The sequence below is a fragment of the Bacillus thuringiensis genome (genome assembly GCF_022095615.2).
In the GTDB taxonomy this organism is placed as follows: domain Bacteria; phylum Bacillota; class Bacilli; order Bacillales; family Bacillaceae_G; genus Bacillus_A; species Bacillus_A cereus_AG.
The window spans coordinates 4,025,219-4,039,659 of sequence record NZ_CP155559.1; the positions used below are offsets into that span (position 1 = coordinate 4,025,219).

Genomic DNA, 14,441 nt, shown 5'->3' on the forward strand with positions numbered 1-14,441 from the left:
TAATAAGAAAACGTTCACATATTTTATTATAATCAAGAAGAAAAAGTCTCGTCAATTTTTATTTGTCTATACAAGCCCATTTTTAACCATTGTTCCTTTTTCTGTAATAATTTTTTCTACATTTTTATCAAACGGCTCTACTGGAATATGTTCCACCATTTGAAAACCATAAGCTAATGATAGCGTTTTCCCTTTATAATGCACGAGATAACGATCATAATAGCCACCGCCATATCCAATCCGTTCTCCTCGCCCTGTATAAGCTACGCCCGGCACGATTTGAAGATCAATGTCATCTGCACCCACTTCTTCCGTAAGCGCTGGAATTGGTTCACGTAAATTCATATACACTGTTTCTAATTGATCAAAATTACTAATTTGTCGGAAGGACATTGTTCTTGTTCCTTTATTACACTTCGGAACAACAACTTTCTTTCCCTCTTCCCAAGCTTTTTCGATAATAGGATATGTATTCACTTCATTTTCCATTGAGAGAGTGATTCCGATTGTTTTAGCTTCAGCCCACTCTTTTTGCGCATACAACGAAAATGCAATTTGCTCTGATAAAGTTGTATACCGTTCTTCTGATAAAGAATTCATGTGCTCTATTATTTGTTTACGTAAACGTAGTTTCTCTTCTCTCACACATTTTCCCCCTCACAGTGATACTTTGCTCTACGATGATAGTGTATCACTTTTAACAGCGGAATCGAATAAAAAAAGAAACAGTAGGAAAATATTCCTACTGCTTACTTTGTTTCACGGTGTAACGTAGACTTCTTGTCACGCTTGCAATACTTTTTAAGCTCGATACGCTCAGCGTTGTTACGTTTGTTTTTCTTTGAGATATAGTTACGATCTCCGCATTCTGTACATGCTAGAGTAATATTCACACGCATTCTTATTCCCTCCAGTACTAATAACTTAAATCAGACTATACTATAATACCACTTTTAAAATAAAAATTCTACACCTTTTGATATTGTCTAATTTTTTCTATAAGATTTTTCATGTTTTTCCTTGCTATTACTGGGTTTCTGGCATGCGAATACACTAAAAATTTCGGTTGTTTTGTGTCAGAAACGATATAAGACCACTCTTTTTCAGTATATTTGAACTGTACTCCTTCAAATATACCTTCTTCCTTTCTTTCCATATCAGCCAATAATTTCCTCATTATTTTTCCTTTTTCATTCCATGAACATACAACTTCATCACAAAGTAGATAGAGCGGCGGTGATTGCTCTACTATGCTGAGAAATGTTTTCCCCTGCACTGCTATTAGCTCAAATAATTTTCCTATTCGATATAAAATATCTCTCTTCCATCTCGCTTGAAACGACTTCTTTTCATCCTGCGTATAAAATAGAAGGTAACATTCTCCTAATTTCAAAGACATTGGGTAAATATTTCCTGTCGATTCAAGTAATAAATCTGGAATATCTACCTCTTCAAAATCTGTACCTTGGTAAATATTACTATGATTATCATATAACTCGAAATAATTTCCTTGCTCCGAAAACATAAGTGCCATATTTGCTTTACTTGATTTCATCAAGGCTTTCACATGATCCTTTTGTTCCCCTGCATAAATCCATGTAATTGTGCATCCGAGCCTTTGCAAAAAGAGCATAAGTAAATGTTGTAACATATCATTTCTTTTATTAATAAGAAGATGAAACTTCTGTTTTTGTATTTTTTCAATATCAATACGTTCTAATACAGCCTCTATATAATCATGTAAAGAAACGTGGACTAGCTTATTCTGTCCCATTTCCTTCTCACATACGTAATAAAACGACTCAGACATATATACTTGTTCTATCGCTTTTTGCTGCTTATACGTTAATTGTACCCCATCCTTACCATACAATTTTATTACAACCTCTTTTTCATTTTCCACTTGAATGAAAACCCCACCTGCACATTGCAAATCCTGAATACTATACTGAAAAAGCGACTCGTTCATTTCTTTGCATTCCATTGTATGAACCCCGATACCATGAATCGCATGAAGAAAGAGATTTTTATAAGAAGTCGTTTCTATATGTTCTTGACTCCCGATTAATATACTTTCTCCTTTGGCAAAAAGAGATCCATACGCCATCGCAACCTTCACAATAAATTGAGGAGTGATCTCAACATTACCTCTTCCTACAATGCGGCTTTTTTGCAACCACCCTGCACTCTTTTCACTTTCTTGAACACCAGCCGATCCTACTACCGAGTAGCTGTCAATCGCCTTATATGGCCATAGTTTTCCCTTTTGCTTAATTACCGTACTTTTCCCTATATGACAATGATCCGCCACAATGCTTTTTTGAAACAGTGTAACGTCATCTTCCACCGTTGTATGCTCTCCTATTGTCGTTTCTAATAGCTCGCAATACTGCCCAATGTGCGCATTTGCAAAAACAATACTTTTTTGAAGGTGAGAATAACTTGAAACAATACTATTTTTCCCGATAATAGAGTACGGCTCAATTACAGCTCCAGCACCAATCTTTGCTCCTTCTCCAATAAAAGAAGGGCCGTGAATTTTCGTTCCTTTTCCAATCGCCACACCTTCCCCCATCCATACCATCGGCAATACTTCCGTATAAGGAATAGGTACTTGCAATTTTTTCGTTAACAAATCAAATTGTGCTTGTCGATATTGATCAAATGTACCGATATCTAACCAATAGCCTTCTGACAAATATGCAAATAACGCATTCTTATTTGCCAATAATGGAAACACATCTTGACTGAAATCAAAAAATTCTCGGGGCGGTATGTAAGAAAAAATTTCTGGCTCCATAATATATATACCTGTATTCACAATATTAGAGACTACTTCATTCCAGCTCGGTTTTTCTATATATCGTGTAACCTCTTGTTCTTTGTTCATTACAACTAAACCGAATGAAAGTGGATTTTCTACTTCCTTTACAAACATAGTTACCATTCTTTTCTTTTGTTCATGAAACGTAATTCCTTCTGATAATTGAAAATCAGTTAACGCATCCCCGCTTATCACAACAAACGTTTCATCTAAAAATGTTTCCGCTTGTTTAATGCTCCCTGCGGTTCCAAGCGGTGGAGAGTCTTCAAAGTAGTACAAGTTAACGCCCCACTTGCTACCGTCACCAAAATATTGCTTAATGGCTGTACTCATATACTGAACAGTAATTGCAATTTCACGAATACCATGCTGACGTAATAATTCAATATTGTATTCCAAAACTGGCTTTTCTAATAATGGCAACATCGGCTTTGGAGTATTACATGTTAATGGTCTAAGGCGTCGTCCTTTTCCTCCAGCTAAAATAACCCCCTTCATATACTTCAGCCTCCACTTATATAATGTTCAGTAACTTCATATACGATATGTATATTATCTACCCCGTATTAACTAGCAGTATAAAATGAAACTTTAATTAGTAGGGATTTTGCTGCATCTCTCACTGATTATTAGCCCTGACCACTCAGGCTTTTACAGGCAGTAAAACTCCCTATATACATGTACCTTTTAAACACCCACTAAGAAAGCGCTTACTGTAGGTTGGGTGAAATATTACTTATGAAATGAATAACATATATGTCCTATTTTTTCCATTATATTATGATACATCTTATCATCATAAACTAAAGGAAACAACGAGCTTTTTTTGTCATGTTTTGACTAAAAAAAGCAGGTGATGTTTCACCTGCCTTTTTTCGTTATTCATTTAATAAGTAATGCTTTCCTTTTACTAAATAAAAAACATTTTCAGCAATATTTGTAATATGATCTGCTACACGCTCGATATATCTCGCCACAAAGGATAATTGTGTAATTTGTGTAATCGCTTCTGGCTGTTCTGGAACTGAAGATATAAATTCACGAATCGCTTTCCCATATATTTCATCAACTGAATCATCCATTTCGGCAATTTGTTTCGCAAAAGTTAAATTTTCTTGCTCATATGCTTCCAACGCTAACTGTAACATCTTATTTGCAATTGCAAACATTTCATCAAGATTGTGTAAACTAACAACCACTTCTTTTTCCCCAAGACGAATTGTTGATTTCGCAATATTAACAGCATGATCTGCAATACGCTCTAAATCTGTCGCTGTTTTAATTGAAATGAAAATCCTTCTTAAATCACTTGCTACAGGTTGCTGCTTCGTAATAAGCATAAGCGCAAGATCATTTATTTCCTCTTCTAAATTATCCATACGATAATCACCATCTATTACCTCTAACGCTTTCTCTACATCTCTTGTATGAAGACCTTCCATAGCAAGCAATAAAGCTTCCCTCGCTAGCTCTCCAAGCTCAATCACCTTTTGCTGTAACGTTTTTAAATCACATTGAAACTGTTCTCTTACCATCGTTTCTTCCCCCTCAATATTATATATATAAATCTCCTATTGTAAGGCCTCTTATCTCTGTAATCAGCCTTAAAATAGGAGAAGTATTCCTTCTCAGCAAAATAAGAAATACCCTCTGTTAAGAGGGTATTTACTCTTAGCCTTGCAACGATATCAACCGAATCGGCCTGTAATATAATCTTCTGTACGCTTATCTGAAGGTGTCGTAAATAATTTATTTGTATCTGTATATTCCACAACTTCTCCACTTAAGAAGAAAGCAGTTTTGTCTGAAATACGTGCTGCTTGTTGCATGTTATGCGTTACGATCACAATACTAAAGTCTTTCTTTAACTCTTGAATTAATTCTTCTACTTTTAATGTTGAAATTGGATCTAGTGCCGATGTTGGCTCATCCATTAAAATAACGTCTGGTTCAATTGCTAAACAACGTGCGATACATAGACGCTGTTGCTGTCCACCAGATAAACCGTATGCATTATCATGCAAACGATCTTTTAACTCATCCCAAATCGCTGCTCCACGTAAACTTTTTTCAACAATTTCATCCAATGTTTTCTTATCACGAATACCATGAATTTTCGGTCCATATGCTACATTTTCATAAATAGATTTCGGAAATGGATTTGGCTTTTGGAACACCATTCCCACATGAGTTCTTAATTCTTCAACTGGGTATGATTTTTCAAATATATTGCGCTCTCTATATTCAATTACACCTGTAGTTCGCACGATTGGTACTAACTCTACCATACGATTTAATGTTTTTAAGTACGTGGATTTACCACAACCACTTGGCCCGATAATTGCTGTAACTTCATTCTCATGAATGCTTAAGTTAATATCTTTTAAAGCATGGTCTTCTCCGTACCATAAATTTAAGTTTTTCGTATCAAATACTACTTTCTTTGGTGCAGTCTCGATTTTCTCCTCGTTTTTCACCTGTACATTTACTACTGTTGCTACCATTTGAATTCCCCTTTCATCCATTTCCAACTTATTTTCGATTTCGTAACCATAAGACAAATATATTGATAAAGAGCAACAAACCTAACAAAACAATCATCCCAGCAGCAGCTACGTACTGAAATTCTTCTTGTGGCCTACTCATCCAATTAAAAATTTGAATTGGTAAAACTGTAAATCTATCAAACATACTAAATGGAACATAATTTGCAAATGCAAGTGCCCCGATAACTAATAACGGTGCCGCTTCTCCAATCGCTCTTGAGATCGCTAATGTACAACCCGTTATAATTCCTGGGAAAGCATATGGCAATACAATTTGATACATCGTTTGCCACTTCGTAGCACCTAATCCGTAAGAAGCTTCTAATAATGAACTTGGCACAGATCGTATCGCTTCTTGACTCGCTACAACAACTGTCGGTAAAACGAGTAAACTCATTGTCAGTGCCGCCGCAATAATACTCTCACCTAAATGAAGAGCATATACAAAAATGGTTAAGCCGAGTAATCCAAATACAACGGAAGGTACTCCTGCTAACGTTTGATTATTAATTTCTATTACCTTTTTAAATATAGATTCCTTCGCATATTGCTCTAAATAAAGAGCAGTTCCAACTCCAAATATAAAGGAGACTGGTATAACAATACTCATAAATAATATTGTTCCTGACAAAGCTGCAGCAATCCCAGCTTCTTTCGGATTACGCGAAGCGAAGTTTATAAAGAAATCTAACGAAAGGTAACTTATACCTTTTTCAAAAATTTGAAAAAGCAAAATAAGCAATATTACTATTGAAAACAAAATTGCTATATAAAATAACAATTGGTAAACTCGGTCTTTTAAAAAACGTGATGCCATATTTTCTTGTATTTTTTTATGATTCAACATTCGCATATTATGTCACCCTCCTAAAGCGGCGCATAATAGACTGTGAAATAATGTTCATTATAAGAGTAAACAAGAACAACGTTGCGCCTACAGCATACATGCTGTAATACGTAATTGTTCCATGCGGAGCATCACCTAAACTCACTTGCACAATATAGGCTGTTAGCGTTTGGATAGATTGTGTCGGGTCAAGCGATACATTCGGTGTGGATCCCGCTGCAATTACAACGATCATCGTTTCACCAATTGCCCTGGAAGCAGCTAATATGATCGCTGCCATAATCCCTGTAAAAGCCGAAGGAAACACGACTTGTTTTACCATCTCAAACCGAGTTGCTCCAAGTGCTAACGAAGCTTCTTTCGTTCCTTTCGCTACAGCTCTCATCGCGTCTTCAGATAGAGACGCAATTGTAGGTGTCATCATAAAGCCAATAACAATACCTGGGCTGATCGCATTAAAAAACTGTAAATCTGGTATAATCCGTTGTAAAAGCGGTGTGACAACTGTTAATGCAAAAAAACCATATACAATTGTCGGAATACCTGCTAATAGTTCTAACATCGGTTTTAATACTTTCCTTGCACCGTTTGAAGCATATTCGCTTAAAAATACAGCACAGGCTAAACCGATAGGAATTGCTACGAACATGGCAATTGCTGTTACAAGGAATGTTCCACATATAAGTGGTAATATACCGAATTTAGGATCTTCAAAAAAAGGTAACCATTCTTTTCCCGTCAAAAAGGAGTGTAATGGTATTGTTTGAAAAAACATCAATGTTTCATTTGCCAATGTGAAAATAATTCCAAGTGTCGTTACAATAGACACGCTAGCAATTATTTTTAGTAATAATGGAACGATTCGATTGATTCGCTGCGTTTTTTTTCTTTGTTTTGTATTTCTTTCAATCAAATGTTGTACAGAAAATGTAATTTGACTTTTGTCATTATGAGCCAAAGATGAAAACCCCTCTCCACCCTGACATTACCTTTTTATTTCTGTTAACCTCCGCAGCTGTTCATTGTATTTTTCTTTTGGTAATTTTACATACCCAACCTCTTCAGCGAGATCACCAACATGTTGAATCATAAACTCAATATAATTTGCTACATTCATTTTTTTTCGGATAGATGCATCATTCACATAAGCAAATAGCGGCCTAGATAATGGCTTATACTTACCTGATTGAATGGTATCTTTCGTCGGAAGTACACCATTCACTTTTATTGCTCTCACCTTATCTCGATTGGCCATATAATAAGCATATCCTACAAAAGCAATGGCATTTTTATCATTCATTACCCCTTGCATAATAACTTGATCATCTTCAGACAAAGAGACTTTTTTTACAATGCGACTATTTTGTAAGATGACATTTTGAAAATAATCATACGTACCAGAGTCTACACCTGGCGCATAAAACTTCACCTGTTCACGTGGCCATGATGAATGAATTTGTGACCATCGCTTTTCGCTTTCATCTTCACTCCATAATAGACGTAACTCGTCTACCGTCATATTGTCTACCCAAGTATTTTGGCGATTCACAACGATCGTAAGACCATCGTAAGCGACTTCAAACGGTGTAAACTGAATGGAGTTTTTCTTCATTTCATTTTCTTCTACTTGTTTCATTGCTCTCGAAGCATTATTTATATCTACTTCTCCTTTACTGAAACGATTAAATCCTCCTCCTGTTCCAGAAACACTGATGGAAATCTTCACGTTTGGATGCACCTTTGTATATTCCTCCGCTACTGCTTCTATAATAGGGAAAACTGTTGAGGATCCATCAACTCTCACTTCTCCCATTTCATTCACAGCAAATGCAGTAGACGTGCCAACATAAAGAAAACATGTCGACAGTATGAAAACTTTAATCGATGCACTTATCCATTTCACGTGTTCTTCCTCCTAGAAGTAACCGGAAATAACAGGATTACAGATATAAGAATACTGCTAAACTATTAATTCGGTTTTAATTGTTTGTAAAAGTTTTGTAAAGTTCCACAAGAATCAACATTAGGTAAAACTTTAATCCGTAGCCATTGTTCATTTTCACTGATGATTGGTCCATAAAACCGCTATCCTTCAGAGGGATGCATGAGTATCATTTGTGAGGCCTCTTAATTTTCCGATATGATATGCTTGTCCACTTTATTAAAACGTATGCATAAACCATAAAAAAAAGCACACTATCTTTTCAGATAGTGTGCTTTTTTTACAACTTTTTTATTCATCATCTTGCTCTTTATTTTTCTTTTTATTATCTATTTCCTCTTTTGAAGCTTCGCCATTTTCTACTTTTTTCAAATCAAAGTACGCGTCCATAATGTCACGGCTAATATATCCGTTAATACCTGATTTATCATCTACCCAAGGTACAACAACAGAAAATGCTACTTCAGGGTCTTCAAGTGGCGCATAACCTACTAACGTTAAGTTATATGTTTCTTTACGCTCACCGTTTGCCTTTCTACCAATCTCTTTATCTCCGCCATACACAGTTTGAGCTGTACCTGTTTTACCAGCAGCTTTATATTGTGCGCCTGCAAAGTATTTCGTAGCTGTACCACCAGAATCGTTAAACACTTGTCTAAATCCTTCCTGAACACGTTTAATTTGTGATTCAGGCATATCAATACGGTTTAGTACTTTCGGTTCCATTGAATGAACAACTTTTCCAGTTTCTTCTGGTTTCACTGCCGGTTGACTAATTTCCTTTACAACTTGTGGCTGCATGCGATAACCACCATTTGCAATTGTGGAAACATACTGTGCTAATTGAAGTGGTGTATACGTGTCATACTGTCCAATTGATAAATCTAATAGGAAACCTGGCTGATTTCCTCTACCTGTTTGACCCGCAGATTCATTCGGTAAATCAATACCTGTTTTTACGCCAAGTCCAAACTGTCCGAAATAATAACGCATCGTATCAAATGCTTTTTGTGGTATATCTAACGTACCACCTCTCACATATTGAACACCTGCGAGATTCATCGCCGTTTTAAACATATATACGTTAGAAGACATTTTTAATGCTGTTAAATCATTAATATATCCCATCGTCTTCCACGAAGATTTTTGTGGCGTTCCCTTTAATCTGATTGGTTCATCAAGCTGAACTGAACCCGGTTGAATTGCACCTGTTTGATATCCTGTAAGTACTGTCGCACCTTTTACAGTTGATCCCATCGGATAAGAGCTTGTCATCGTTCCTAATGCGAAATCTTGCACTTTCGTTTCGCCATTCTCTTCCACTAACTGTTTCCCTGCCATAGATAAAACTTCACCATTTTTTGGATTCATCATTACAACGAATGCACGATCTAAAAGAGGTTGTCCCCCTTTATATCTCAATAAATTTTTAGTGATAATTTCTTCTACACGCTTTTGTAATTCCATATCAATTGTTAAATTCAGATTATTACCACTTTGCCCTTTTGATACATTAATCGTTTCTAAAATATTACCGTTTTTATCTGTAATATTTTTCACTTCTGCTTTATTACCGTGCAAACTATCTTCATATTGCTGCTCAAGATAACTTTTTCCTACGCGGTCATTTCGATTATAATCACGAACAAGGTAGTAATCTAATCTCTCTCTCGGTAAACCTTCATCTGATGTCGACACTCCGCCAAGTACACTTCGGAATAAATCATCATAAATATACTTTCGATCCCAATCAACATTCGTATCTACACCCGGTAATGCTGCTAGGTTTTCACTAATAATCGCATATTCTTGTTCTGTGGCATCTTTCTTAATGACTTGAGGTGTCATTGCATATCCGCCGTCCATTTTACTCTTAACCGCTAGTATTTCTAAATCTTTTGCGGATAATTGATTCACTTCTTCTTCTGTCACACGACTTCGTTGACGTTCATCTAATTCTTTATCGTCAATTTTTTTATCTTTTAACTCTTGACGATCTTTATTCGTAATCTTTTCTTTAGCTTCCTCTTTATGCATAGCAAGCCAATAATCTTTTTTATCGCGATCTGTTAATTTATCAGTCGGTACTTCAATCAAATCTGCCAGCTTTTTCGCTGTTTCTAAGCGAGCCTCCGCAGTTGATCCTTTCATTTTTGTAAATGTAATCGTACGTACAGCTGCATTATCTACTACAGGTCGCCCAAAACGGTCAAATATTTTCCCACGTGGTACAGGATTACTTATCGTCGAGTTCTCTTGCCTCTCCACTTCATTCTTATATTCTTCACCGCGAACAATTTGTACATATCCAAGCCTTACAATAACCGCGGAGAACATTAAAAACACGCAGAAAAACAGCACGTTTAACCGAAAAGGAACGTGAGTCTTTTTCTTTTGTTGTTTCTGCTTCTTGCTCATACAAACCCCCTCTACCAACAGCTATGTAATGTGAAAGGGACACCTTCATACAGGTGTCCTCACTGCTGTCTTACATCTTTTTCTATTCTAGCATAAAACAACCGAGAAGTTAACCTTCTGGTTCTGTTTGATTCTGCGCAGTTGCTTGCGTTACAACACTTGTTTTACTCGCATTTCCCTCATCATATTTGACATTTTTAACTGCAAAATAAATAAGAAAATGTCCTGCACCTAAAATACATAATAAGTAAGGTATACTTTTTTCAGGCGGAAAGAATAGTACAGCACATAAAAAACTTAAAATCGAGCAAATTCTTCCTGCATTTAACCATAACTCCCGGACAACTACATACTCTACACGCCACTCTCTCGCATTTTTCGCTCTGCCAATAACATCATAAGTCATGGACCCGTACGGAACGAGCAAAATTGGGTATGCAATCGCAATACACGCTGCATAAATAAGTAATTTTGCGTATGTAACATTGAATATAACTAAAAATACGACAGCATATAAAATAATGCCTCCAAGCAAAATTGCTTTTTTTCGCCATTCTTTCTTTAACATACGAGTAACTAAATAGTAACACACAAATGATACAGCCGAATTTACTAAGCTATACTTCCCTAATGCGAGCTCGCTATCAGTTGCTAAATACACGTACACTGAAATCACAAAAATAAACGTTCCCTCTCTCAACCCTTGGAAAAAATGAGCACGTGTAATTCTCCCCCAATTTTTATCAATCTGCCGTTCTTTCAATACTTGTACAATTTCATACCGTCCTTCACATTCTCTCTTAGATACAAAAAAACTTAAAATGACAGCAATTGCAAATAACAGTAACGAAAGAAAGAATATGACCGTATAGCCACTCCATTTTTCCATACGTGAAATTGTGTACCCAGCTGCTATCGGTCCAATCATGCCAGAGAAGGATGTAAGAAGTCCAAGAAATCCGTTAAAGAAATCTCTTGTTTCTGGTTCTGTAATCTCAAATGTTAATAAGTTAAATGCGAGCCAGTAAAAACCATATCCGACTCCTAAAAGAGCCCCCATTAATAAAATATAGTGAGAAGCGCTTTTTCCCGCTACTAAAACAACGATAAAAAAAATAGCTAACGTGCCTACACCTATTCGTAACAAGATTGAGCGATCAATACGCTTCGCTAATTTCCCACCTATAAGAAATGTGAGAGGCTGTAATACAACGCTGGCCAAATTATACAAGCCAAGATTCACATAATTTTGTGTTTGTTTCCATAAATAAATGTTAACAAACGTATTCGATAAAGAAATTGCGAGCGTGTATAAACCTCCAATAAGGAGCAATAACACTAAATCCCGATTCACTTCAACGTCACCAATTATATGTTTCCACTTCATACACAACTCTCCTTTACTTCATGTTCTAGTCTTCCAAAGACAAGCCCAATTATGTAAAAGGAAAGCATAGAAAAAAGCTAGGAGAATTCTCCTAGCTTTTTTTCTATAATTATTTTGCTTCTTGGTAACGTTTTTCAGCAGCGTTCCAATCTACAACGTTCCAGAATGCACCGATGTAGTCCGGACGACGGTTTTGGTAATTTAAGTAGTAAGCATGTTCCCAAACATCTAAACCAACAACTGGAGTTTTACCTTCAGTTAAAGGAGAATCTTGGTTTGGCGTGCTTGTTACTTCTAACTCACCATTATTTACTACTAACCAAGCCCAACCAGAACCGAAACGAGTTGCGCCAGCTTTTGCGAATTCTTCTTTGAATGCATCGAAGCTACCAAATTTCGCTTCAATTGCAGTTGCAAGTTCACCTACTGGTTGTCCGCCGCCATTTGGAGATAGGATTGTCCAGAAGAATGTATGGTTAGCATGTCCGCCACCATTGTTACGTACTGCTGTACGGATTGCTTCTGGTACTTCGTTTAAGTTTGCAACTAATTCTTCTACGCTTTTGTCAGCTAATTCTGCATGACCTTCTAAAGCAGCGTTTAAGTTTGTAATGTACGTGTTATGGTGTTTTGTATGATGGATGTTCATCGTTTCTTTGTCAAAGTGAGGCTCTAAAGCATCATACGCATAAGGTAAGTTTGGTAATTCGTGTTTTGCCATTGTTATATTCCTCCCAGTTTATGTATTGCCACTTAAGTGACATACAACTTCATTCTACCCTAATTGCCATAGGGTGCAAACAAATAAATCACATTGTCTTGCTATCATTAACGTAGCAAAAATCCCACTTCTTTTCAATTAAAATGCTCATATATTCCGTAAAAAAAGCTCCCTTCTACAAGGAAGCTTCCCGCTGACATAATAAACATGTGAAATGGATATGGACCCTGTAGGACTCGAACCTACGACCGGACGGTTATGAGCCGTCTGCTCTAACCAGCTGAGCTAAGGGTCCACAATTATGTATGTAACAACATATCAAATAAAGGAATTCCTATCAGATATATCCTTTAAGAAATGTAAGATAAATTTACCATATGGAAAAGAAAAGTGTCAATTGTATTTTTCTCATATAAAAGAAGAAAATTAATAAAAAGAAATTTAGTTATCTCCACTATATGTAAATATAATATATCTTGAGATTCTCTAGATTCCTACGTTACAATGATTTTATACATACATAAAGGAAGTGAATCTATGTCCATATTTACCCAATTAGCAAAAAGCGTATATTCGCCTAAAGATATGGCGCTATTCCGTTTTCAAAAAATCGGAAAAACCATTTTGTATATTATGCTACTTTGTCTAATCACTACTATTCCAAGAACATTCTTTTACGGTAGCTTTATTCAAGATAGTGTTACCATGGTAAATCAAGCAATTGAAAAAGATTTACCTGATTTTAAAATCGAAAACGGTGAACTAAAAGCAGATATTGAACAACCTATTCTAAAGGAAGAGGGAGATGCTCTTTTCGTATTTGATCCAAATACAACAGATATAGAAACATATCAAAACAAAACTGGTTTATTTATTTTAAAAGATAAAGTAGTTTCTATAGGAAATGGTCAAACACAAACATACTCCTATAATGATTTATTAGGGACATCTCTTGAGAAGAAAGATTTGCAAGATTTCATTTCTGTATTCGATAGTATTTATCCAATTTTACTAGCTGTTATCGGCGTGTTAGTATACCTATTCCAATTGTTTATTACTTTCTTAGGAATTACTTTACTTGCATTTATAGGTTCTGCTATGAGCGGTCAACGTAAATTATCTTATAAGCAAGTATGGACATTAACTGCATACAGCTACACAATTCCAACAATCTTCTTTATGATTATGGATCTATTCAAAATTGTTGTACCTGGTTCAACATTCATTTATATCGCAGTTGTTTTAATTGTTCTTTACTTAACGATTAAAGAAGTTCCAAAACCGAAAGAAAAATAAGAACGAAAAAAATGCCTAAATAGGCATTTTTTTTTTGGACAAGCATATATTCCTAGCAAAGGAGTGAAGAATATGAAGAGATTAGGTATATTCTTATTCGTGCTTGTTCTTGGTTATATATTTTATTACGATATAAAAATCGGCACTTTACCGATGTTAAGTTCATATAAAAAAACAACCGCTGCCCAAACAATAAAACAAGAAAGCACAGATACAAAACAAAATAAAGAGAACAAAGCAGAAAAAGAAACAGATGTCACTTATAAAACAATTGAAGTCAAAACAGGTGAGACAGTTCTTTCTATTACCGAACAAATTAACAAGAAAAAAATCCCTTCCATTGAGAAGGTAATTGATGACTTTAAACAACTAAACAAAAGTACATCTGCTACAAAAATACAAATTGGAAAGTCTTATAAATTCCCGTTATATCAATAAGCAATCACTTAATCCTTGTCAA

At 35.7% G+C, this 14,441-nt stretch carries 13 protein-coding genes and 1 tRNA gene; 2 read left to right on the top strand and 12 right to left on the bottom strand.

Going from position 1 to position 14,441, the window contains the following annotated elements:
• Positions 1–66: 66 nt before the first annotated feature.
• The 12 genes from KZZ19_RS20850 to KZZ19_RS20905 all read right to left on the bottom strand — a co-directional run bounded on the left by KZZ19_RS20850 (position 67) and on the right by KZZ19_RS20905 (position 12,980).
• Positions 67–645 (bottom strand): 5-formyltetrahydrofolate cyclo-ligase, encoded by a 579-nt coding sequence (locus KZZ19_RS20850; protein WP_088097762.1) that lies wholly within the window; start codon positions 643–645, stop codon positions 67–69.
• Between the two features lie 104 nt (positions 646–749).
• Complete coding sequence (gene rpmG, locus KZZ19_RS20855; protein ID WP_001265616.1) at positions 750–899, bottom strand: 50S ribosomal protein L33; 150 nt, start codon at positions 897–899, stop codon at positions 750–752.
• A gap of 68 nt (positions 900–967) precedes the next feature.
• Positions 968–3,322: a sugar phosphate nucleotidyltransferase gene (locus KZZ19_RS20860; RefSeq protein WP_237979503.1), complete on the bottom strand. Its 2,355-nt coding sequence runs from the start codon at positions 3,320–3,322 to the stop codon at positions 968–970.
• A 380-nt stretch (positions 3,323–3,702) separates the two neighbouring features.
• A complete protein-coding gene (phoU, locus tag KZZ19_RS20865; RefSeq protein WP_088098192.1) occupies positions 3,703–4,359 on the bottom strand; it encodes a phosphate signaling complex protein PhoU in 657 nt (218 codons plus the stop codon).
• Positions 4,360–4,512: 153 nt separating this feature from the next.
• Entirely contained in the window at positions 4,513–5,328 is an 816-nt protein-coding gene (gene pstB, locus KZZ19_RS20870; protein WP_000226689.1) for a phosphate ABC transporter ATP-binding protein, read from the bottom strand.
• A 28-nt stretch (positions 5,329–5,356) separates the two neighbouring features.
• Positions 5,357–6,223: a phosphate ABC transporter permease PstA gene (gene pstA / locus KZZ19_RS20875; protein WP_237979504.1), complete on the bottom strand. Its 867-nt coding sequence runs from the start codon at positions 6,221–6,223 to the stop codon at positions 5,357–5,359.
• A gap of 1 nt (position 6,224) precedes the next feature.
• Positions 6,225–7,175, bottom strand: coding sequence for a phosphate ABC transporter permease subunit PstC (gene pstC, locus KZZ19_RS20880; RefSeq protein WP_237979505.1), 951 nt, complete (start codon positions 7,173–7,175; stop codon positions 6,225–6,227).
• A gap of 27 nt (positions 7,176–7,202) precedes the next feature.
• Positions 7,203–8,120 carry a phosphate ABC transporter substrate-binding protein PhoX gene (phoX, locus tag KZZ19_RS20885; protein WP_237979506.1) on the bottom strand — a complete coding sequence of 306 codons (918 nt, stop codon included), beginning with the start codon at positions 8,118–8,120 and terminating at the stop codon, positions 7,203–7,205.
• Positions 8,121–8,450: 330 nt separating this feature from the next.
• Positions 8,451–10,577: a peptidoglycan D,D-transpeptidase FtsI family protein gene (locus KZZ19_RS20890; RefSeq protein WP_237979507.1), complete on the bottom strand. Its 2,127-nt coding sequence runs from the start codon at positions 10,575–10,577 to the stop codon at positions 8,451–8,453.
• Between the two features lie 109 nt (positions 10,578–10,686).
• A complete protein-coding gene (locus KZZ19_RS20895) occupies positions 10,687–11,964 on the bottom strand; it encodes an MFS transporter (protein ID WP_237979508.1) in 1,278 nt (425 codons plus the stop codon).
• A 109-nt stretch (positions 11,965–12,073) separates the two neighbouring features.
• The gene (gene sodA, locus KZZ19_RS20900) at positions 12,074–12,685 is read right to left on the bottom strand and encodes a superoxide dismutase [Mn] (RefSeq protein WP_001052034.1); all 612 of its coding nucleotides are present in this window, start codon (positions 12,683–12,685) and stop codon (positions 12,074–12,076) included.
• Positions 12,686–12,906: 221 nt separating this feature from the next.
• Positions 12,907–12,980 (bottom strand) — tRNA-Ile (locus tag KZZ19_RS20905).
• Between the two features lie 242 nt (positions 12,981–13,222).
• On the opposite strand from KZZ19_RS20905, the gene KZZ19_RS20910 reads away from it, so the two are divergent.
• Positions 13,223–13,981, top strand: coding sequence for a DUF1189 domain-containing protein (locus KZZ19_RS20910; RefSeq protein WP_000021902.1), 759 nt, complete (start codon positions 13,223–13,225; stop codon positions 13,979–13,981).
• A 72-nt stretch (positions 13,982–14,053) separates the two neighbouring features.
• Complete coding sequence (yqfZ, locus tag KZZ19_RS20915) at positions 14,054–14,419, top strand: protein YqfZ (RefSeq protein WP_088097769.1); 366 nt, start codon at positions 14,054–14,056, stop codon at positions 14,417–14,419.
• Positions 14,420–14,441 lie beyond the last annotated feature (22 nt).